The sequence below is a fragment of the Rathayibacter sp. VKM Ac-2856 genome (genome assembly GCF_013205055.1).
Lineage (GTDB): Bacteria > Actinomycetota > Actinomycetes > Actinomycetales > Microbacteriaceae > Rathayibacter.
The window spans coordinates 230,516-251,612 of the sequence record NZ_JABMLF010000001.1; the positions used below are offsets into that span (position 1 = coordinate 230,516).

Genomic DNA, 21,097 nt, shown 5'->3' on the forward strand with positions numbered 1-21,097 from the left:
ACGGCGGGCGGGGGCGGGGCGGCTACTCGCAGGCCGCCCAGACGGCGGCGAGTCCCTGACCGCCGCCGATGCACATCGTCTCGAGCAGGTGGCGGCCGCCGGTGCGGGCGAGGTGGCGGGAGCCGGTGGCGAGCATCCGGGCGCCGGTGGCGCCGACGGGGTGGCCGAGCGAGATGCCGGAGCCGAGGGCGTTGGTCCGCTCCCAGTCCTCGTCCCTGAAGCCCCACTCGCGGCCGACCGCGAGCACCTGCGCGGCGAAGGCCTCGTTGAGCTCGATCAGGTCCATGTCGGCGAGGGTGAGGCCGGCGCGCTCGAGCGCGCGGGCGGTCGCGGCGACGGGGGCGATGCCCATCCGTGCGGGCTCGACGCCGGCGCGGGCCCACGAGACGAGCCGGACCAGCGGGCGCAGGCCGAGCTCGGCGGCGCGCTCGGGGGTCGTCACGATGCAGGCGGCCGCAGCGTCGTTCTGGCCGGAGGCGTTGCCGGCGGTGACCGTGGCCGCGTCGTCGAGGTCGCGGCGGACCGGGGCGAGCCGGGCGAGGGCCTCGAGCGTGGTGTCGGCGCGCGGGCCCTCGTCCTGATCGATCAGGGTGACGGCCCCGCGGCGCCCGGGGACGGACACCGGGACGATCTCGTCGCGGAACAGCCCCGCCTCGGTCGCGGCGACGGCCCGACGGTGCGAGCGCAGCGCGAGGGCGTCCTGCTCCTCGCGCGGGATGCCGTACTCGCGGCGGAGGTTCTCGGCCGTCTCGATCATCCCGCCGGGAACGGGGTGCTCGCGGCCGCCGGCGGTCTCGCGGCCGCGGCCGAGCGCGTCGTGCAGCTGCAGGCCGCCGGTGCCCGGGACGCCCCAGCGGCCGTCGACCGTGTAGAGGGGCGCCCGGCTCATCGAGTCGACGCCGCCCGCCAGGCAGAGCTCGCTGACGCCCGTCTGGATCTGCATCGCCGCGTCGAGGACGGCCTGGAGGCCCGAGCCGCAGCGCCGGTCGACCTGCGATCCGCCGACCGTCACGGGGAGGCCCGCGTCGAGGGCGGCGACGCGGCCGATCGGCGGGGCCTCGGCCGTCGGGTAGCCCTGGCCGAGGATGACGTCGTCGACGTCTCCCCCGTCGAGGCCCGCTCGCTGGACGAGCGCGCGCAGCACGGTGGCGGCGAGCTCGGCGGGGGCGACGCTCCGCAGCCCGCCGCCGAAGCGCCCGATCGGGGTGCGCAGCGGCTCGCAGACGACGACCTCGCGCAGCTGCGTCATAGCGCCGGCTCCGCGACGGCGACGATCAGCGCGACGCCGGTCGCCTCCTGGACCTCGGCCACCGAGACGCCCGGCGCGGTCTCGCGCAGGACGAGGCCCTCCTCCGTGACGTCGATGACGGCGAGGTCGGTGATGATCCGGTCGACGACCCGCCGGCCGGTGAGCGGGAGGAGGCACTCGGGCACGATCTTGTGCTCGCCGGTCTTCGTCACGTGCTCCATCAGCACGATCACCCGGTCGGCGCCGTGGACGAGGTCCATCGCGCCGCCCATGCCCTTGACCATCCGGCCGGGCACCGCCCAGTTGGCGATGTCGCCGTGCACCGAGACCTGCATCGCGCCGAGCACGGCGACGTCGACGCGACCGCTGCGGATCATCGCGAAGCTCTGCGCCGAGTCGAAGTAGCTGGCGCCGGCGTTCACCGTGATCGTCTCCTTGCCCGCGTTGATCAGGGTCGGGTCCTCCTCGCCCTCCCAGGGGTAGGGGCCGACGCCGAGCACGCCGTTCTCGGAGTGCAGGATCACCGACACCCCGTCGGGGATGTGGTTGGGGATGAGGGTCGGCAGGCCGATGCCGAGGTTGACGTAGGCGCCGTCGGTGAGCTCGAGCGCGGCTCGGGCGGCCATCTCGTCGCGGGTCAGCGGAATCATGCGCGGGTCTCCTCTCGCGGGGTGCGGCTGCGCACGGTGCGCTTCTCGATGGGCAGATCGGCGGCCTCCTCGGCGGAGAGCTGCACGATCCGGTCGACGTAGATGCCGGGCAGATGGATGTCGTCGGGGTCGAGCTCGCCCGGCTCGACGAGCTCGTCGACCTCCGCGATCGTCAGCCGGCCCGCCATCGCGGCCGGCGGGTTGAAGTTGCGCGCCGACCGGGCGAAGACGAGGTTGCCGTGCCGGTCGCCCCGGGCGGCGCGGACGAGGGCGAAATCGGTGACGATCGCCTCCTCGAGCACGTACTGCGTCGGCGTCCCCAGCGAGTCGAAGACGCGCACCTCCTTCGGGTCGCTGCGGACGACGACGCTGCCGTCCGCGCCGTAGCGCCAGGGCAGCCCGCCCTCGGCGACCATCGTGCCGACGCCGCTCGCGGTGAAGAAGGCGGGGATGCCGCTGCCGCCGGCGCGGAGGCGCTCGGCGAGCGTGCCCTGCGGGGTCAGCTCGACCTCGAGCTCGCCGCCGAGGTAGCGGCGGGCGAAGTCCTTGTTCTCGCCGATGTAGGACGCGGTGACCCGGTCGATCCGGCCCGCGGCGAGGAGCTCGCCCAGCCCCCAGCCGTCCACGCCGCAGTTGTTCGAGACCACCGAGAGGCCCCGGGTGCCCTGCGCGAGCAGCGCGCGGATGAGCACGATCGGCACGCCGACCAGGCCGAACCCGCCCACCGCGATCGACGCGCCGTCCGGGATGTCGGCCACGGCCTCCGCCGCGCTCGCTCGGCTCTTGTCCACCGTCATCGTCCGTCCCCTGCTTCGTCGTCGTGCGTGGTCGTGGGGGTCGCTCGCGGCGCGGGACCCGGCTCCGCGGCGTCGAGGTCGGCGAGCACCTCGCGCAGGCGCGCGAACGCCGCGTTGGCGGCCGGCAGCCCGGCGTAGAGCGCGGTGTGCAGCAGCACCTCCGCGATCTCGGCGCGGGTGACGCCGTTGCGCAGTGCGCCGCGCAGGTGCATCGGGATCTCGTCCTCGGCGCGCAGGCTCACCAGCGCGGCGAGCGTGATGATGCTGCGCTCGCGCCGTCCGAGTCCGGGCCGGGTCCAGACCTCGCCCCAGGCGTAGCGGGTGAGGAACTCCTGGAAGTCCGCGGTCTCGGGGGTGATGCGCGCGGACGCGGCATCGACGTGGGCATCGCCGAGGACGGCCCGCCGGGTCGTCGTGCCCGCCGAGGCGTTGCCGATGATCAGAGCGCTCAGCCGCGCGGGGGCCTCGTAGCCGGGCAGGTGGGCGACGCCCTCCAGCACCTCGACGCGGGCGCGGGGCATCGCCGCGGCCTGCTCGCGGATGCTCGCGGCGGGCATCGCGAGGTCCAGCTCGCCCGCCACCAGGAGCACATCGCTCGCGAGAGCGCGGTCGCCCGGAGCGCCGAGCGCCTCGCAGCAGAAGGCGTAGGACTCGTCGTCGACGTCGACCAGCTCGCCGAGTGCGGCGCCGGCGGCGTCCGGGTCGCGGCGGAGGAAGTCGGGGGCGAACCAGCGCTCGGCGCTCAGCGTCACCAGCGAGGCGGTGCCGGTGCTCCGCGCGCGGGCGGCCCGCTCGGCCCAGCCCTCCGGCGAGCCGATGCGGGGCGCGGAGCAGACGACGGCGAGCGAGGCGACCCGCTCGGGAGCATCGACCGCGAGCTGGAGGCCGATCGCCCCGCCGAGCGAGATCCCGGAGTAGTGGAAGGCGCCGCCGCCGGCCGCATCGACGAGGACGAGCACTGCGCGGGCGAGCTCCGCGATCGAGAAGGGGTCGGTCGTCGCGGGGCTCCGGCCGTGGCCGGGCAGATCGAAGCGCAGCACGCGGAAGTCGCGCGCGAGCTCGGGGAGGCAGGCCTCCCAGAGCCGCGTCGTGGTGCCGAGCGAGGGGCCGAGCACGAGCAGCGGCGGGTCGGCGCGGGCGGACGTCGTCGCGGTGGTGAGGCCCGCGAGCACAGGGACGGTCATCGGGCGTCCTCTCGGTCGGTGGTGGTCGTGGAGTCGGTGGTCGCGGAGTCGCGGACCGCGGTGAAGCGGGCGATCGCCGCGTCGATCCAGGGCCCCGTCACTCCGGGCGAGGGCGACGGCTCGAAGGCGCGGGCGACGCGCTCCTGCAGGGCGTCGTCGCCGAGCGGGCCGAGCAGACCGGAGACGACGACGCGGAGGGGGCGGCCGGTCGCCGTGCTCTCGCGGGAGGCGCGGCCGAGCAGCGCGAACGCCTCCGTCCGGCCGAGTCGCTCGCCGAGCAGCGCGGCGACGTCCTCGCTGAAGGCGGAGCCGTCGCCGGCGACGAGCTGCTCGCGCATCGCCTCGGCGCGCACCTCCAGCGAGGCGGCGAGGTCCGCGGCGCCCGTGACGGCGCCGAGCGCCACCTCCTGCAGCTGCTGCAGCGGCCGCCACTCGGCGTGCCAGGCGCCGCTCGGGCGCTGGTCCTCCGCGGCGAGTGCGGAGTAGAGCGCGCCGACGAGTCCCGGCACCTGCCGGGCGGCCGCGACGACGAGCACCGCGCCGATGGGGTTGCGCTTGTGCGGCATGGCGGACGAGCCTCCCTCGCCCTCGCCGAGCCGCTCGGCCAGCTCGGCGGTCTCGGTGCGCGCGAGCACGGTGACGTCGAGCGCGACGGCCCCGGCGGCTCCGGCGGCGAGGCCGAGGGCGGAGGCGAGCTCGACCACCGGGGTGCGGTCGGTGTGCCAGACAGCGACCGGAGAGCGGAGCCCGAGCCGGGCGGAGTAGCCGGCGACGATCCGCAGCGTGCGCTCGACGGCGTCGGCCGCGCCGGACCGCTCGCCGACGACCGTGACCAGTGTGGCGAGCGTGCCGACCGCTCCGCCGAGCTGCGCGGGCAGCGACGCCCGGACGCGGCGGACCGCGGCGAGCGCCGAGGTGACGGCCCCCAGCCGCTCCGCCGCCACCGCCCCGTAGACGGTGGGCGCGGCGTGCTGCCCGAGGGTGCGGCCGACCATCGTGGTGCCGCGGTGCGCGTCGGCGAGGTCTGCGAGGGCCGAGCCGAGCCGGACGAGCTCGGCGTCGAGGCGCTCGAGGACGGCGGCGGCGCGGACCATGACCGCGGTGTCGACGATGTCCTGGCTGGTCGCCCCCAGGTGGACGGCGTCGCCGGAGCCGTGCACGGCGTCCTCGGCGGCGCGGCGCAGGCGCGGGACGAGCGGGATGACCGGGTTGCCGCCCGCGCGCGCCTCGTCGGCGATCGCCTCGAGCTGGTCGATGACGGCGGCGCGGATGGCGTCCGCGTGCGCGGAGAGGTCGGTGGTCACGACGCCCTCGGCGGCCAGCGCGGCGACGAGGGCGAGCTCGGCGTCGATCATCGCGCCGAGCAGGGCCTCGTCACCGGTCAGAGCGCGGATCTCCGGTGCGGCGAGCGGGTCGACCAGGCTCCGCCGCTCAGCCATCGAGTCCGCCGGTCAGGTCGAGGAAGACGGTCTCGCCGTCGCCCTGGAGTCGGATGTCGAAGCGCACGACCGGGACGCCGGTCGAGGCGCCCTCCTCGACGACGAGCAGGGTGCCCCGCCGGGCCGGGTCGACCGAGCGCAGGAGCGGATCGTGGGCGCCCTCCCCCGCGAAGTACGCGCGGGTGCTCAGGTGGTGGGTGACCCCGCGGGCGAAGACGGTGACGACGATGAACGGCACGGTCCCCTCCGGGGCCCCCGGCCGCACCGTGGTGAAGGCGTAGTCGCCGGCGCGCGTCGTCGCGGTGCGCCCGAAGCCGGTGAAGGCGATGCCGTCGCGGAGGAGGCTCCCCTTCGCGCGGGCGATGCTCCCCGTCGCGTCGCGTTGCCAGATCTCGACGACCGCGTCGGGCACGGGCTCCCCCGCGCCGTCGGTGATCGTGCCCCGGAAGCGGATCGCGGCCGGGTGCGACGGCGCGACCAGGTCCGGCCCGCCCTCGTACGGAAGGGCGTAGCCGAAGAACGGACCGACGGTCTGCGACGGCGTCTGCACGAGGGGTCGCGGCTCAGACATGCTCGTCCTCCGCCTCGAGCGGGGTCGCCCGAGAGCCGGTGAGCACGACGTCCCAGCGGTAGCCGAGCGAGAACTCGGGCGTGCTGCTGTCGTGGTCGTAGGCGCCGACCAGCCGCTCGCGCGCGGCCGGGTCGGCGATCGACTGCAGGATCGGGTCGAGCGGAAACAGCGGATCGCCGGGGAAGTACATCTGCGTGATCAGCCGCTGGGTGAACGCGGTGCCGAAGAAGGAGAAGTGGATGTGCGCGGGGCGCCAGGCGTTGCGGTGGTTGCGCCACGGGTAGGCGCCCGGCTTGATCGTCGTGAAGCGGTAGCCGCCGTCGGCGCCGGTGATCAGCCGGCCGACCCCGGTGAAGTTCGGATCGAGCGGGGCCGGGTGCTTGTCGCGCTTGTGCACGTAGCGCCCCGACGCGTTCGCCTGCCACAGCTCGACGAGCTGGCCGGCCACGGGGCGGCCGTCGCCGTCGAGCACGCGACCCGACACCGTGATCCGCTCGCCCAGCGGCTCGCCGGTGTGCTGGATGGTGAGGTCGCTCTCGTACTCGTCGACGTCGGTGTGGCCGAAGGCGGGCGAGGTCAGCTCGATCTCCTCCGGGTCGGCGCGCACGAGCTCGTGGGTCGGGTGCCGCAGCGTCGTGCTGCGGTACGGCGGGTAGTCGCGGCGCGGGTGCAGCTCGGGCGCTCCGCCCCCGAGGACCAGGCGGCGCGCGTCCTCCTGCACCTCGGCGATCTCGGCGGAGATCTCGGCCTGGCCGAGCGGCGCGCTCACAGCGGGAGCCCCGTGTACTGCTCGGCGAGCGAGCGTCGGGCGTGCACCGAGTCGACGACGTAGTCGAGCCGGCCGAGCTGCGCGTGGAAGTCGAACTCGCCGCTCACGGTGACCGGCGGGCGGTGCAGCAGCTCGGTCATCCAGACGGAGAACTGCTGGACCCGCCACTGCCGCGAGAGCGCCGCGGCCTCGTAGCCGTCGAGGAGCGCGGAGTCGCCCCCGGCCGCGGCGATCAGCCCGCGCACCAGCAGCACGACGTCGGCGATCGCCGAGTTGAGCCCCTTCGCACCGGTCGGCGGCACGATGTGCCCCGCGTCGCCGACGAGGAACAGCCTGCCGTGCGCGAGCCGCGACGAGACGAAGCTGCGCATCGGCGTGATCGACTTCTCGGTGATCGGCCCCTCCTGCAGCGTCCAGCCCTCGACGCCCAGGCGCGTCTGCAGCGCCGCCCAGATCCGCTCGTCGGGCCACGCGGAGATGTCGTCGTCGGGGTCGACCTGGAGGTAGAGCCGCGAGACCGAGCCGCTGCGCATCGAGTGCATCGCGAAGCCGTCGGCGTGCAGGGCGTAGATCAGCTCGTCGGTCGACGGCGCGACGTCCGCGAGGACGCCGAGCCAGGCGTAGGGGTAGCTCCGGTCGAGGTCGGCGCGCTCGGGGATGCTGGGCCTGCTGATGCCGTGGAAGCCGTCGGCGCCGACGACGTACTCCGCCTCGAGGCGCTGCTCCTGCCCGTCGAGGGAGTAGGTCACCACGGGGTGCTCGCCGTCGAGGTCGTGCAGCTCGACGTCGGAGACGCCGTAGCGGATGTCGGTCCCCTCGGCCTCGTGCGCGGCGATCAGGTCCTTGACGACCTCCTGCTGCCCGTAGACGGTGACCGTCCGGCCGATCAGCTCCTCGAAGTCGACGTGGTGGCGCCGGCTGACCCCCTGCGCGTCGGGGCCCTGGAGGTAGATGCCGCGGTGGCGCATCCCGTCGCTCGCGATCCGCTCGCCCAGGCCGAGGCCGGTGAGCACATCGACCGAGCTCTGCTCGAGGACGCCGGCGCGGATCCGCGACAGCACGTAGTCGCGCGAGCGGTTCTCGAGGACGACCGAGTCGATGCCGGCGCGGCGGAGCGCCCAGCTGAGGAGCAGGCCCGCGGGCCCGGCGCCGATGACGGCGACCTGAGTGGAGTGAGTGGGCACGGGGTTCCTCGCGACGGTGACAGGGACACCACCATGCTCCGCACCGGCGGCCCCGCGGGGAGCGCTGCTTCCACTCAGTGGAAAGGACTCGCGATCCCCGCCCTGGGGAGGAGCGTCGCTCACGCGACCACCGACCGGCGGTACCCCAGCGCGCGGCTCACCCCGGCCGCCGCGGCGCGCACCTCGCGCTCGAGCAGGTCGCCCTGCCGCGGCTCCGAGCCGGTGACGATCGACAGCGCGGCGACCACGCGGGAGGCGCGGTCGCGGACCGGGGCGGCGATCGAGCTCGTCCCCGCCGTCATCTCCTCCGACGAGTGCGCGACGCCGCTCAGCCGGATCTCCGCGAGCCGCCGCCGCAGGGCCGCCGGCGAGGTCACCGTCCGCGGCAGGAAGCGCGGCAGATCCCGCGCGACGTACGCGTCCAGGTCGTCGGCGGGCGCGTGCGCGAGCAGCACCAGCCCGACGCCGGTGCAGTGCAGCGGCAGCCGCGCCCCGACGCTCGACACCACCGGCACGGCCCGGTGCGCCGACAGCTTCTCGATGTAGAGCGCCTCCGCTCCGTCGAGCACCGCGAGGTGCACGTGCTGATGCGTCGCCTCGTAGAGGTCCTCGAGGAACGGCAGCGCGATCGCCCGCAGCGACCGCGTCGCCGGCACCCGCGTCCCCAGCTCCCAGAGCCGCAGGCCCAGCGTGTACCGTCCGTCGTCGCGGCGGACCAGCCCGCCCCACTCGACGAGCTCCGCGAGCATCCGGTGCGTGGTCGACACCGGCAGCTCCGCGCGCTCCGCGATCTCCGACAGGCAGAGCGAGGCGCGCGCGTCCGGCTGCGCGAAGACGTCCAGGATCGACAGCAGCCGGCCCGCGACCGAGATCGGCGCGGCCACGGCTCAGCCCACCGCGGAGAGGACGAGCGCCGAGCCCTGCCCTCCGCCGCCGCAGATGCCCGCCGCGCCGACCGAACCCGGCCCGAGCGCCGCGAGCCGCCGGGCGAGGTGCCCGACGATGCGCGCGCCGGACGCGCCGATCGGGTGGCCGAGCGCGATCGCTCCCCCGTGCGGATTCACGATCGCCGGATCGACGCCGAGGTCGGCGGCCGACTGCACCGCCACCGCCGCGAACGCCTCGTTGATCTCGACCGCGGCGAGGTTGGCGGCTCCCCACGGCGTCCGCTCCAGCGCGCGGAGAATCGCGGCCGAGGGCTGCGAGTGCAGCGTGAGCCCCGGCCCGGCGACCATCGCGGCCGCCTCGATCCGGGCCAGCGGGCGGAGTCCGCGGCGGCGCGCCTCCCCCTCCTCCATCAGCACGAGGGCCGCGGCACCGTCGGTGATCTGCGAGGAGTTGCCGGCCGTGATCGTGCCGTCGGCGGCGAAGGCGGGGCGGAGCGCTGCGAGGCGCTCGGCGGTGGTCTCGGGACGGACTCCGTCGTCTGCGGCGACCACGGAGGCGTCCCGGCCCGGGGTGGTCACCGGCGCGATCTCCTCGGCCAGCACGTCCGCGGCGGCGGCGGCGCGCGAGTGCGAGGCGGCGGCGAAGGCGTCCTGCTCGGCGCGGCCGAGACCGAGGCGGCCGTTCTCCTCCTCCGTGGAGGCGCCCATCGAGCGGCGCTCGAACGCGTCGCTCAGGCCGTCGTGCTCCATCGTGTCGAGCATCGTGACCTCGCCGAAGCGGCGGCCCTGCCGCGAGCCCGTCCAGACGTGCGGGGCGAGCGACATCGACTCCTGCCCGCCGGCCACCGCGACGTCGACCTCGCCGAGCACGATCCGCCGCGCGGCGTCCGCCACCGCCTCCGCCCCGGAGAGACAGACGGCGTTGAGCGTCATCGCCGGGACGTGCAGCGGGATCCCCGCGCCCCGGGCGGTCTGCCGCGCCGGATTCTGCCCGGCGCCGGCCTGCAGCACCTGGCCCATCAGCACGACCTCGACGTCCTCGGGCGCGACGCCGGAGCGCTCGAGCGCGGCCGAGACGGCGTGCGCTCCGAGCGCGGTCGCCGGCAGCGCGGCGAAGCGGCCGAGGTACCGGGCGAACGGGGTGCGGGCGTAGCCGACCACGACGGCGCGGCGGGGGTGGGTGGTGATCATCGGCGATCCTCCGGTCGAGCTGGGCTCCCCTCATCCTCGTCAGATGCGGAGCTCCTGCGAAGACGCGATCGGTGATGACGCGCTTCCGCCCGGTGGATGCGCACGGGCTCGCCGCCGCCGTCCTCCCGGCCCCGTCCGCTCCGTCCGGGGCGCGGGACCGGCGCGACGCCCGCGGGAGGAACCCCGCGCTACCGTGGGCTCGGCGCATCGATGCGCCCCGAGGAGGAATCGTGAGCACCCGATCGTGGGCACCGGACGTGCGCGCATGAGCACCGGGCGGATGAGTCCGCGCCCCGACATGAACCTGCTGGTGGTGCTCGACGCCCTGCTCTCCGAGCGCAGCGTCACCCGCGCCGCCCAGAGTCTTGGCCTCAGCCAGCCGGCGGTGAGCGCCTCCCTCGCGCGGCTGCGGATCCACTTCGACGACGAGATCCTCACCCGCGTCGGCAACACCTACCGGTTGACTCCCCTCGCGATCCGCCTGATCGATCAGACCAGCTCGGCGCTCGAGGCGACCCGCTCGGTCTTCTCGACCGCCGCCCTCTTCGACCCCGCGACCTCCTCGCGCGAGTTCAGCCTCTACGGCTCCGACTACGCGTTCGCCATCGTCGGCAGCTGCGTCTCCCTCGCCGTCCGCGAGAGCGCCCCGCAGGTCCGCTTCCGCTTCGCCCTGCACAACCCGGCGATCGTCGAGGACCCGATGAACACCCTCCGCAACGTCGACGGGATGCTCCTCCCCCGCGGCTTCGCGAGCGACCTGCCCTCGATGGACCTCTACGAGGACGACTGGCTGGCCGTGATCTGGTCGGGCAACGACACCGTCGGCGAGGCTCTGACGCTGGAGGACCTGCACCGGCTGCCGTGGGTGTTCACCTACAAGACGCGCAGCGCCTTCACCGCGGCGTCCCGGCAGCTGGAGACCATCGGCATCGAGCCGCGCGTGGACGTGGTGGTCGAGGGCTTCCTGGCGCTGCCGTACTTCATCGTCGGGACCGACCGCATCGGCATCGTGCAGAAGCGGCTGGCGGACCGGATGCTCGCCGCCGGCGACCTGCGCGTGCTGCCCCTGCCGTTCGACGCGCTGCGCCTCTCCGGCGCGCTCTGGTGGCACCCGATGCACAACGACGACCCGGGCCACCAGTGGATGCGGCAGCAGTTCCGGCGGCACGGCCGGAGCGTCGACGGCGAGTGATGACGCTATTAATAACGCCTGATGCACTGAAGTGAATTTTTCTACGGGACAGAGATTGCGGCGACCTTTGTGCGCTGCAGCAGACATGAAGTGGCTTTACTGGTCGGGGTTTCGCACAAGAACGGCAACTGTAGAGATGATCGTCGCGAGCGAAGCGGCAGCGGCCAAAACCGATGATGCAAACTGCTCAGGGGCGAAGTAGGTTACGCTACCGATTGCAACCGCGCTCCCAGCCGATATGATCCAAAATCGGCGCCGATGTATTGTTCCTTTGTTGATTCTACGAGTGGCTCCTCGAATCAACCGAGAGTGCGAAAGATCGATGTATTGAAAATCCTGAACTTCAAGATTCGGTAAGAGATCCTCCTCGCCGAAGCTGAGATTTTTCAACATCTCTAAGGAATAGATGGGACAACCACCTCGTGAAACAATCCACGCGACGGCCCCAGCTAACGCAGTATTCTTGCACGCCGTGACGTCAAACGCTGTGCGGTCCGACCAGTATTTTCGAAGAAAGCCTTCGAGATCGTCTTGCTCGACCGAGATGAAAGTAAATTCTAATGATCCCCACTCGATCTTGCGGAAAAACTTACTCATTCTACTCGGTCGTTTCAGAGCAGAGGGCTCTACAGTGGCATCAGACGCGGCAAGGTACCGCGAGTCCTTCAAGGCGGCTACGAAGGAGGTCAGATCAATTTGTAGTTCTGTAGCTCGCTCTGCAGAAGTTTGCCCATGACTCCCGCTGATCGTCGCAATCACATACTCTCTTACACCCAGAAGCGCATTATGCGCGATTATGTTGAAATAGACGTCTGGTCTCTGTGAGCTTGCCAAAATTACGAGCTTTTCATACATCTCGTCCGCCAAAGGTTTGATTTTTTCCTTGCAGCTTTGCGAGTCGCAGATTAAGCGAAGCTTCGCTCGCACTTCGCCCGACCCCGCAAGAGATACTTATTCCAGACCGAGCCGCAAAGGCTAAGCGAAGTTGATCGAATATATCGTTATCCACGATCTCAGAAAGCCGAGCGAGGACTTCATCGCCAGCAGAAAAAATGAGTTCGGCATCGAACCGAACTTGTAGCTTCCTAGAGAGTTCCATGCGAGCGTCCGAAACACTGGTGCTGATTGCGGCTGCTGCTTCAACATCATCACTCAGAAGACAAAGCTCGATCTTTGCGCCAACATCGTCGCCGTCGAAATATACGAAAGATTCTTGCTTTTGCGCTTCGATCACGGATCTACACTAGCTGAAGCTGGCTCCGAACTCTGCCGCCGAGAGCTCTGGTACGTACTGCAGTGCAATTTAGACGTTGCGTCTCGCCTGAATCCTACTCAGTTCTATATGACGTTTCGACGCATGCTGATAGTCACCCGATTGGTCGCCTTGACCCGCATTTAGCTAATCGCAGCGGAATCACGACGAATACTTTTCGTTTCAGCGACGTAAATCTCAAGTGCGGTTTGCTAGCCATTAGACATAGACATTTATCAGAACACCGACAACTATTTCAAGCAATAGCACTCCCAGAACGCCGAGTGCCGCAGCCCCCTTCGGCTTTGACCCGCCGTCCGTTACCTCAAATGTGGGGACTATCCGTCTAATGATGAACTGACCCCAGACTCCCGAAGTCAGAACGACTAGCCAAATTGCGATAGTAAGGATCAGCCCAGATTCACTATCGGGAGCGACAGCATGCAGGGCGGTAGCGCCTAAAATCGATGTGGCCAGAACCGTCGCCATAGAACCCCAGATTCCTCGAATGCGGCTCCACCACGCCACGGATTTGGAAATTTCCTCAGAGATGGACGCAAACGTCGATGTCGTCCAGTCTTCAGGACCTCCTACGGATAGTTGAAGTTCGGAGCGCGTGACTGTTACGATTATTTTCTCATCACTGCCGTAAGCATCTGGGCCTGTGATGACAAAACTCCCAAGAGTCCGTGAGTCAAACTTACCCGCGAGCATTTCTACGTCACCGCGATGCTCTACGCTTCCGGTAGGCGTATACATTCTCACACCAATGGAATACTTTTCGGTAGCCAAAGTGCCCGCATCCTCGAGGGCCTGCTGTGCGTCAGTCACCTGAACGCGCTTGGCTTTAACTCCTTTCGTCGATTCGATAACTTCCTTGCGCATGTACGCAAGTATTGGGGGGACCGTCGCACCAGCATCGTCCGAGTCGTACTCCTCGGTTGCTTCGGTGACGCGTTGTTCAACTGACTCAAGCTCTCTCGTCGCACGGACAAGATCATTTTCGGCGCTCGCTAGACGCTCTGCCGGCCAACGTTGATCTGCCTCAACCAAACGCTTCACTGCGGGTTCAATTGCCTTGTCGATCGACTCAAGTAGTAGTCGCAAATCGCGGCGTGTTCCCGCCCAAGCATTCCATTTCTTAGTTTTTGTCGACTTTGTTACCAATTGAACATCCTTTGTTCATTACTTTGATCGGTGGAAGATAAAGCCGACTGCTCATTGTTGGTTTTTCTCATATCGACCAGATGCTAAAGCCCATTTTGGGTGTCTGACGACCGGCGGCCGCACCAAGAATAGACCTTGCTGTGTCTACGATGATCACAACGTCTCGTATGCATAGCAAGTCTCGCGGGCGCTAAAACTGCAATCGCAGAATGAACTTCGCTCAACATGCGCTCAAGGCGCGACTCTTCGGCTTACCTCGACTCCTCACTTACTCGAACGCAGTCAACCTCCGCTGTTTGCGGCGTTCCGCGGCTCGTCATGTCCTCTGTCGACAACGAAGATCCGGCTGCTGCCACGCTGCGGTCGCCACATGACGAGTCGGGCCGTAAAATCGCACGCTGGTACGGAACGTCATGCCGTGGCAGCTCGGCGGCGAGGCAACGCCGACGGCACGGGATGTGCCAGAGGGTGCGACGGAGTTGCACCGGCTCGTGCTCTTGCTATTGCACATGCGGATGGTCGTCAACGCCAGCAGCGTGCCGAAGCAGGCCTGGGCCGCGAACGTCGCTCCACCCCTGGCCGACATACGGATGGTCATTGGCTCCGGGGCGCCGGCGCGGGGCACTACGAATCAGCCGAGCGGAGCGGGACCAGCGTCCATTCGTCGCCGCTGCGGATGTCGATACTCCTCGATTGGACAGTCTCCGTTGCTCTGATGCCTGAATAGCAGCAGAAATGGGCCAGTGGCGAGGTCGCCCGGAGCGCAGGAGCGCGGGTCAGCTCCGGCGGGCGCGTGCGGCCGGTGAGCCGGGGCGCGGGCGGGCGCGCACGAGCGGCGGCACCGTGAGCGGCGTGCCGACTACCGTCGAGATCGTGCCCAGGCCCTCGACCGTCATCGTGACCTCGTCGCCGGATGTCAGCGGCGGGGGCGTCAGCTCCCCCGCCCGTCCCCACAGCTCCGCCAGGCAGCCCGTGCCGGCCGTCCCCGACCCGAGCACGTCGCCCGCCACCAGCCGCGAGTCGCGGGACGCGTACGCCACCAGCTCCGCGAAGGGCCAGCCCATGTCCGCGAGCGTGTCCCGGCCGATCTCGACCCCGTTCACGACAACGGTCATCGTCAGGTCCAGGAAGCCGTCGGCGTCGTGCCGCCCCGCGACCTCGTCCGCGGTCGTGATCCACGGCCCGAGCGTGCTCCCGAAGTCCTTCCCCTTGCACGGCCCCAGCCGCACCTTCATCTCGCGGGCCTGGATGTCGCGGGCGGACCAGTCGTTGAAGACCGCGTAGCCGAAGATCCGCTCGTGGGCCGCGGCCGCGTCGAGGGAGCGCGACGGGCCCGTCCCGCCGATCACGGCGGCGACCTCGAGCTCGAAGTCGAGGCGCTCGGTCGCCGGCGGGACGAGCTGCTCGCCGGTCGCGAGCACGGTGTGCGGGTTGGTGAAGTAGAAGGTCGGCGCCTCGTACCACTCGGGCACCACGCCCTCGGACGAGTCCACGCTGCGGACGACGCCCTCGACGTGCTCCTCGAAGGCCACGAAGTCGCGGATGCTCGGCGGATCGAGCGGGGTGCGCAGGCGGACGGCCGACAGCTCCTCCCCCGCCCCGGACACCAGGGCGTCGCCGCGGCGCAGCGCCTCGGGCAGTCCGCCGCGCAGCACCTCCAGCACGGTCAGTCCGTCGACGAACGGGACGACGCGGTCCTCGACCACGAGTCCCTCCGCAGGCGTCCCGTCGGCCCCGACCCAGCGCGCGAGCCTCACGGCGCCACCGCCTCGACGCCGAAGAGCGCAGCGGCGTTCCCGCCCAGCACGGCCTCCAGGGCAGCACCTTCCAGCGCCTCGCGCGCCGCCCCCACCGGATCCTCGACCCCCATGTCGAACGGGTAGTCCGAGCCGAGCAGCACCCGGTCCGCCCCGGCGACCTCGACGAGGGCGCGCAGCTGCGACGGCGAGTGGGTCAGCGAGTCGAACCACAGCCGGCGCAGATAGCTCGACGGCGGGTGCTCGCACGAGCGGGCCTCGGGGCGCACGCGCCAGCCGTGGTCACTGCGGCCGATCGAGGTGGGCAGGTAGCCGCCGGCGTGCGCGGCGACGATCCGCAGGCCCGGGAAGCGGTCGAGGACGCCGCCGAAGATCAGGTGCGACAGCGCGATCGCGTTCTCGGCAGGCTGGCCGACGATGTTTGACAGGTAGTGCTGGTCGATCCGCTCGTCGAGGGTGCAGCCGAAGGGGTGCAGGAACAGCACGGCGCCGGTCTCGGCCGCGCGGGCCCAGAACGGATCGAGGCGCGGATCCGACAGCTCGACGCCGTTCGCGGTGGACGAGATCTCGACGCCGGCGAGGCCCTGCGCGAGGGCGTCGTCCAGCAGCTCGACGCAGAGCTCGGGGTGCTGCGCGGCGACCAGGCCGAGCCCGCGGAGCCGCGTGGGCGCCTGCGCGACCAGCTCGGCGACCAGGCGGTTCGCCTCGCGCGCCGACCAGGCGGCCAGCTTTGCGTCGGCCCAGGGGTAGTAGTGCGAGGGCGACGGCGAGACGATCTGCACGTCGACGCCGGCCTCGTCCATGTCGGCGAGGCGGCGCTCGAGCACGGTGAGGCGCTCGAACCGCGAGCGGATCATCCCGCCGGAGACGGCCAGCGACTCCGGACCCTGGCGGCGCGCCTCGAGGGCCTGCGCGGCGGCGATGCCCTCGGGGTCGCGGGCGGCGACGGCGGCCTGCAGCCCGGGCAGCAGGACGTGGGCGTGGACGTCGACGACGCTCATGCCGGCTGCCCCACGACGGCGGCGACGCGGCGCATCAGCCCGGGGACGTCGGCGTCGCGGTCGTGCGCGAACAGCCAGTCGCAGAGCTGCACCGAGGCCTCGACGACCTGGCGGGCGCGGTCGAGGCGGCGGTCCGTGAAGGCCGTGAAGACCGCGTCGTCGACCGTGTCGGCGGCGAGCAGCAGCTCCGAGAGCACGAGCGCGTCCTCGAGCGCCATCGCGGCGCCCTGGGCGACGGTCGGCGGGCAGCTGTGCGCGGCGTCACCGATGACGACCACGCGGCCGCGGTTCCACGGGCCGTCGATCAGGTGGCTGGTGAACCAGGTGTAGTTGACCCGGGAGTCGTCGTCGATGCTGTCCCGCACCTCGTCCCAGGGGCCGTGGTAGGCCTGGGCGAGCTGCTTCATCGTGGCGACCTGCTCCTCGGGCGAGAGCAGCTGGCGCTCCTGCGCGTCCTCGACGAGGTACGCGTACATCCGGTCCTCGCTGGTCGGGCAGTAGCCGGCGATGTAGCAGGGGCCGCCGTAGACGAGGTCGGTGTGGGTGACCTCGGCCGGGCGCGGCACGAAGGCGCGCCAGATGCCCATGCCGTTGCGCTGCGGCGTCGTCTCGATGCCGATCATCGAGCGGACCGCGGAGTGCAGGCCGTCCGCGCCGATCACGAGGTCGTAGCGGTCGGTGACGCGCTCCCCGCCGGCGGTCGAGTGCAGCGAGACGGCGTCGCCGTGGTCCTCGAGCGCGTCCACGCGGGTCCCCCAGCGAATCCGGGCGCCCAGCTCCTCGGCGCGGGCGAGCAGGATCCGCGCGAGCTCCGGCCGGTACATGCCGATCGTCGCGGGGAAATCGGGGCCGCCGGTCTTCGCGTCAGGGATCAGCGCGACCACGGTCGACTGCGGATCGGGGGCGCGCAGTCCGAGCACGTCCGCGGGGTAGGAGCGCGAGAGCACCTCGTCCCAGACGCCCAGTCGGGCGAGGGTGCGGCAGGCGTTGCCCTGGATGGTGATGCCGGATCCGATGTCGGAGAGGCCGTCGCGCGAGTCGAGGAGGTCGACGTCGACCCCTCCCTCGCGCAGGAGGATCGCGGCGGCGAGACCGGCGAAGCCGGCCCCGACGATGCCGACGGAGGAGAGTGCGGGCATGGCCTGCTCCTTCAAGTGGGGCTGATGCGGAAGATGGCGGCGACGAGCGCCGGGAGAAGAGGAGCTACTTCAGGGCGATCGGATTGACCGGAGCCCCGACGGCGCCCGTGAACGGAATCGGGGCGGCGACGAGGAGGAACTCCCACACGCCGTCCGCGCGGCAGTCGGCGGCGAGGGCGTCGAGGTCCCACATCTCGCCGATGGTGAGGCCCATGTTCGGGATGGCGACCTGGTGCAGCGGCTGGAAGGCGTCGTCGAACTCGTTCGGCCGGACCTCGAAGCCCCAGGTGTCGGTGGCGACGGCGGCGACGTCGCGCTCGCGGAGCCAGCCGGCGGTGGTGAAGGAGAGGCCCGCGCTCGGTCCGCCCGCGTAGCCGTTCCAGCCCTCGCGCACGGCGCGGGACAGCCGCCCGGTGCGGACGAGGAGCAGGTCGCCCTCGCCGACCGCGGAGCTCGGTCCCTGCGCGGCGATCGTGCGCTCGAGGTCTTCAACGGTGATGCCGTAGCCGTCGGGCAGCTCGCCGCCCTCGCCGATCGCGCTGCCGACGTCGAGCAGCACGCCGCGGCCGTTCAGGAGCGCACTGACGTGCTCGATCCCGGTCAGCCGATCGCCCTCGCTGGTGACGACCTTCCCTGCGGCGCGGCCGTTCCAGGCCTTGCCGCGGTCGAAGATGTGGCCGAGGCCGTCCCACTGCGTCGAGGCCTGCAGCGGCATGGCGACCACGTCGTCCGCGCCGCCGATGCCGTGCGGGAAGCCCTGGTCGCCGAACTCGGCGTCCAGGCCCGTGTCGAGCATGGTGTGCACGGGGTTGGTGCGCCGGCGCCAGCCGTTCTGCGGGCCCTCCGAGTCGAAGCGCTGGGCGAGGCTGAACGCGGCGCCGCGGGTGACCAGGCGGGCCGCGGCGAGGCGGCGCTCGTCGGTGATCAGGTTCGCGGTTCCGACCCGGTCGTCCTCGCCCCAGCGGCCCCAGTTGCGGTGCGCCTCGGCGGAGCGGGCGACCTCGGTGGCGGGGTCGCTGCGGTCGAGGGCGGCGGGGTCGCGGGTGGGCGGCGTCGCCGCGGTCGGCGGCGTGGTCGGAAGCGGCGGCGTGGTCATCGCTGCTCCGCCACGCAGGTGAAGCGCTGCGTGCCGAGGCCGGTGATCGAGCCCTCGAGGCGGTCGCCCGCCTTCAGGAAGATCCCGCGGGCCTGGCCGTTGCCGGCCGGGCTGCCGGTGAGCAGCAGGTCGCCGGGGAGCAGTGGAATGGTCTGCGAGGCGGCGGAGATCAGCCGCGGGATGTCGAAGAGGAGATCGCCGGTGTCGGCGTCCTGCATGGTCTCGCCGTTGACGTCGAGGCGCAGCTCGAACGGGCCGTCGCCGAACTCGGACGCGGGCACGGCGAACGGGCCGGTCGGGTTGAAGCCGGGCGAGTTCTTCGCGCGGAACCAGTCGGTGCCGATCTCGGGCATGTCCTTGCGGAAGATCAGGTCGCGGGTGCTCACGTCGTTGACGATCGTGTATCCCCAGACGTGGTCGAGCGCGTCCTCGGGGGCGACGTGGAACGCCGGGGTGCCGATGATCACGGCGAGCTCGAGCTCCCAGTCGTGGCGCTCGCTCGCGGCGGGCAGCACCAGGTCGGAGTCGGCGGCGACGACGGTCTGCGGCAGGCCGATGAAGAAGTAGGGCTCGCCGTGCGCGGCGCGGGCGTCCATCATCGCGGCCGCCTCCTCGCGGACCTGCTCGACGGGGCGCGGGTCGTCCGGCGAGCGGTGGCCGACGACGAGGCCGATCACGTGCGTGCGGTAGTTGGCGCCGGTCTGCAGCAGCTGGCGCGGGAGCACCGGGGCGAGCAGCTCGACCTCGTCGAGGGCGAGGCCCTCGGAGTGCCCGGGGATCGCGCGGACCGCCTGCTCGAGCTCGGCCCAGCGGGCGAAGACGTCGTTGACGTCGGCGGCGCCGAGCTGCGCGAGGTCGACGCGGTGCACGCGGCCCTCGGAGACGACGCCGAGGTCGGCGGTGTCGGCGGCGGTCGTGCCGGGGGTGGTGGTCGTGCCAGGGGCGGCGGTCGTGGTGCCGGCGGTCGCGCGGTAGCGCACCAGGCCGAAGCGGACGTGGGCGTCCTCGGGTCGCAGCGTCATCGGTGACGGTCCTTCCGGTCCTGCGGCGACGTCGCCGCTCCCTCACTCTGACCCCGAGCGAGGTGATCCGCCAGAACGATTCCGCGATGCCGTGCATCCATGCGGTGGATGCCCGCGGGCATCACTCCCGCTGATGCCGACGATAGGGAAGATCAGGTTCCCGGATGCCGCGGCGGTCGCGAGAGTGGGGAGCGCGGCACGTCGAGGCCGCCCGAGTCCCCGGAAAGGATCAACGATGATCAAGCTGCTCTCCCACCTCTCGTTCGTGACGATCACCGCCCCCGACGTCGAGGCCAGCGTGCGCTTCTACGAGGAGCAGGTCGGCCTCACTGTCGTCGACCGCACCGACGACGCCGTCTACCTGCGCTGCTGGGGCGACTACTACCGCTACAGCGTGGTGATCGTCGCCGGCGACGAGCCCTCGCTCGAGACGATGGCCTGGCGCACCTCCAGCGCCGAGGCCCTCGAGGAGGCGGCGCGCCGCATCGAGGAGGCCGGCTCCGCGGGCGAGTGGTTCGAGGGCGCCGGCATCGGCCGCGCCTACCGCTTCGTCGGCCCCTACGGCCACTCGATGACCCTGCACTGGGAGGTCGAGCACTTCCGCGCGGAGGGCGACGCCGCCTCGATCTACCCCGACCGCCCCTCGCGCCGCAGCCGCCACCTCGGCGCGCCCCGCCAGCTCGACCACGTCACCATCGCCTCGCGCGACGTCGACGGCTTCGCGAAGTGGTACAACGACGTGCTCGGCTTCCGGATCATGGCGCGCACCGTCCTCGACGAGGCGCCGATCTCGGTCTTCTCGGTGCTCACCACCAACGAGAAGTCGCACGACCTCGGCGTCGTCCTCGACGGCTCCTCGCGCCCCGGCCGCGTCAACCACTACGCCTTCTGGGTCGACCAGCGCGAGGACCTGCTGCAGGCGGCCGACATCCTGATGGAGAACGGCGTGCCGATGGAGTACGGCCCCTCGATCCACGGCATCGGCGAGCAGAACTTCCTCTACTTCCGCGACCCGTCGACGCTGCGCATCGAGATGAACACCGGCGGCTACCGCAACTACGTCCCGGACTGGGAGCCGAACACCTGGAAGCCCTCGCTCGGCTCGAACAACTTCTACCGCAACAGCGCGATGCCGATGTCGATGACGGAGTCCTTCCCGCCGGCCGACGGCCCCAGCGCCACGGAGGAGGGCGTGCCCGACGAGATCAAGGACGCCCTGCTCAACCCCTACAAGGTGCAGGGTCGCGGCTGACGCGCCGCCCATCGACCGCGGGAGCGCCGCACCGGCCTGGAGGGTGGGTGCGGCGCTCCCGTGCGTCCGCCCCCTGCCGATGGAGCCGCCATCGCAGAAAGCGTCCGCTCCTTGCTGATGGAGCCGCCCTCGTGGAGGGCGCCCGCTTCATGCTGATCGAGTAGCCCTCGTAGAGGGCGTATCGAGATCCACCGTCATCGGCGCGTGGGTCTCGATACGCGCTGCGCGCTACTCGACCAGCATGTTTCCGCTCCATGGCGATGGAGCCGCCCTCGCAGAGGGCGCCCGATTCATGGTC

The 21,097-nt window shown here is 71.1% G+C and carries 20 protein-coding genes; 2 read left to right on the forward strand and 18 right to left on the reverse strand.

Annotated elements, in window-relative coordinates; all coding sequences use genetic code 11:
* Positions 1-22 precede the first annotated feature (22 nt).
* The 10 genes from HQQ82_RS01105 to HQQ82_RS01150 form a co-directional block, all read right to left on the reverse strand.
* Entirely contained in the window at positions 23-1,249 is a 1,227-nt protein-coding gene (locus HQQ82_RS01105) for an acetyl-CoA C-acetyltransferase (RefSeq protein WP_173231258.1), read from the reverse strand.
* A complete protein-coding gene (locus HQQ82_RS01110) occupies positions 1,246-1,896 on the reverse strand; it encodes a CoA transferase subunit B (RefSeq protein ID WP_367947849.1) in 651 nt (216 codons plus the stop codon). Before HQQ82_RS01110 ends, HQQ82_RS01105 begins: the two co-directional genes overlap by 4 nt.
* Entirely contained in the window at positions 1,896-2,696 is an 801-nt protein-coding gene (locus HQQ82_RS01115) for a CoA transferase subunit A (RefSeq protein WP_216848130.1), read from the reverse strand. Before HQQ82_RS01115 ends, HQQ82_RS01110 begins: the two co-directional genes overlap by 1 nt.
* The gene (locus HQQ82_RS01120) at positions 2,693-3,880 is read right to left on the reverse strand and encodes an alpha/beta fold hydrolase (RefSeq protein WP_173231261.1); all 1,188 of its coding nucleotides are present in this window, start codon (positions 3,878-3,880) and stop codon (positions 2,693-2,695) included. The genes HQQ82_RS01115 and HQQ82_RS01120 overlap by 4 nt, the downstream gene beginning before the upstream one ends.
* Positions 3,877-5,319: a lyase family protein gene (locus tag HQQ82_RS01125; RefSeq protein WP_173231262.1), complete on the reverse strand. Its 1,443-nt coding sequence runs from the start codon at positions 5,317-5,319 to the stop codon at positions 3,877-3,879. The genes HQQ82_RS01120 and HQQ82_RS01125 overlap by 4 nt, the downstream gene beginning before the upstream one ends.
* Complete coding sequence (pcaG, locus tag HQQ82_RS01130; protein ID WP_173231263.1) at positions 5,312-5,890, reverse strand: protocatechuate 3,4-dioxygenase subunit alpha; 579 nt, start codon at positions 5,888-5,890, stop codon at positions 5,312-5,314. The genes HQQ82_RS01125 and pcaG overlap by 8 nt, the downstream gene beginning before the upstream one ends.
* Positions 5,883-6,659 (reverse strand): protocatechuate 3,4-dioxygenase subunit beta, encoded by a 777-nt coding sequence (pcaH, locus tag HQQ82_RS01135; protein WP_173231264.1) that lies wholly within the window; start codon positions 6,657-6,659, stop codon positions 5,883-5,885. The genes pcaG and pcaH overlap by 8 nt, the downstream gene beginning before the upstream one ends.
* Entirely contained in the window at positions 6,656-7,843 is a 1,188-nt protein-coding gene (locus tag HQQ82_RS19675; RefSeq protein WP_173231265.1) for a 4-hydroxybenzoate 3-monooxygenase, read from the reverse strand. Before HQQ82_RS19675 ends, pcaH begins: the two co-directional genes overlap by 4 nt.
* A gap of 119 nt (positions 7,844-7,962) precedes the next feature.
* Positions 7,963-8,727, reverse strand: a complete 765-nt coding sequence (locus tag HQQ82_RS01145) for an IclR family transcriptional regulator (protein WP_173231266.1) — start codon at positions 8,725-8,727, stop codon at positions 7,963-7,965.
* 3 nt (positions 8,728-8,730) lie between these two features.
* Positions 8,731-9,921, reverse strand: a complete 1,191-nt coding sequence (locus tag HQQ82_RS01150) for an acetyl-CoA C-acyltransferase (RefSeq protein ID WP_173231267.1) — start codon at positions 9,919-9,921, stop codon at positions 8,731-8,733.
* A 280-nt stretch (positions 9,922-10,201) separates the two neighbouring features.
* Between HQQ82_RS01150 and HQQ82_RS01155 the strand changes: the two genes are divergently transcribed.
* The gene (locus HQQ82_RS01155; protein ID WP_254073000.1) at positions 10,202-11,113 is read left to right on the forward strand and encodes a LysR family transcriptional regulator; all 912 of its coding nucleotides are present in this window, start codon (positions 10,202-10,204) and stop codon (positions 11,111-11,113) included.
* Positions 11,114-11,209: 96 nt separating this feature from the next.
* Here HQQ82_RS01155 and HQQ82_RS01160 read toward each other — a convergent pair whose 3' ends face one another.
* From HQQ82_RS01160 to HQQ82_RS01195, 8 genes are all read right to left on the reverse strand, one after another.
* Positions 11,210-11,968, reverse strand: coding sequence for a hypothetical protein (locus HQQ82_RS01160; RefSeq protein WP_173231269.1), 759 nt, complete (start codon positions 11,966-11,968; stop codon positions 11,210-11,212).
* The gene (locus tag HQQ82_RS01165) at positions 11,961-12,347 is read right to left on the reverse strand and encodes a mCpol domain-containing protein (protein WP_173231270.1); all 387 of its coding nucleotides are present in this window, start codon (positions 12,345-12,347) and stop codon (positions 11,961-11,963) included. The genes HQQ82_RS01160 and HQQ82_RS01165 overlap by 8 nt, the downstream gene beginning before the upstream one ends.
* 237 nt (positions 12,348-12,584) lie before the next feature.
* Entirely contained in the window at positions 12,585-13,532 is a 948-nt protein-coding gene (locus HQQ82_RS01170; RefSeq protein WP_173231271.1) for a hypothetical protein, read from the reverse strand.
* A gap of 776 nt (positions 13,533-14,308) precedes the next feature.
* Complete coding sequence (locus HQQ82_RS01175; RefSeq protein WP_173231272.1) at positions 14,309-15,289, reverse strand: fumarylacetoacetate hydrolase family protein; 981 nt, start codon at positions 15,287-15,289, stop codon at positions 14,309-14,311.
* Complete coding sequence (locus HQQ82_RS01180) at positions 15,286-16,290, reverse strand: amidohydrolase family protein (RefSeq protein ID WP_173231273.1); 1,005 nt, start codon at positions 16,288-16,290, stop codon at positions 15,286-15,288. The genes HQQ82_RS01175 and HQQ82_RS01180 overlap by 4 nt, the downstream gene beginning before the upstream one ends.
* Positions 16,287-17,429 carry an FAD-dependent monooxygenase gene (locus HQQ82_RS01185; protein ID WP_173231274.1) on the reverse strand — a complete coding sequence of 381 codons (1,143 nt, stop codon included), beginning with the start codon at positions 17,427-17,429 and terminating at the stop codon, positions 16,287-16,289. Before HQQ82_RS01185 ends, HQQ82_RS01180 begins: the two co-directional genes overlap by 4 nt.
* 64 nt (positions 17,430-17,493) lie before the next feature.
* Entirely contained in the window at positions 17,494-18,525 is a 1,032-nt protein-coding gene (locus HQQ82_RS01190; protein ID WP_173231275.1) for a cyclase family protein, read from the reverse strand.
* Positions 18,522-19,547 (reverse strand): fumarylacetoacetate hydrolase family protein, encoded by a 1,026-nt coding sequence (locus HQQ82_RS01195; protein ID WP_173231276.1) that lies wholly within the window; start codon positions 19,545-19,547, stop codon positions 18,522-18,524. The genes HQQ82_RS01190 and HQQ82_RS01195 overlap by 4 nt, the downstream gene beginning before the upstream one ends.
* A gap of 235 nt (positions 19,548-19,782) precedes the next feature.
* Here HQQ82_RS01195 and HQQ82_RS01200 point away from each other — a divergent pair, with 235 nt between their 5' ends.
* Positions 19,783-20,799, forward strand: a complete 1,017-nt coding sequence (locus tag HQQ82_RS01200; protein ID WP_173231277.1) for a VOC family protein — start codon at positions 19,783-19,785, stop codon at positions 20,797-20,799.
* Positions 20,800-21,097 lie beyond the last annotated feature (298 nt).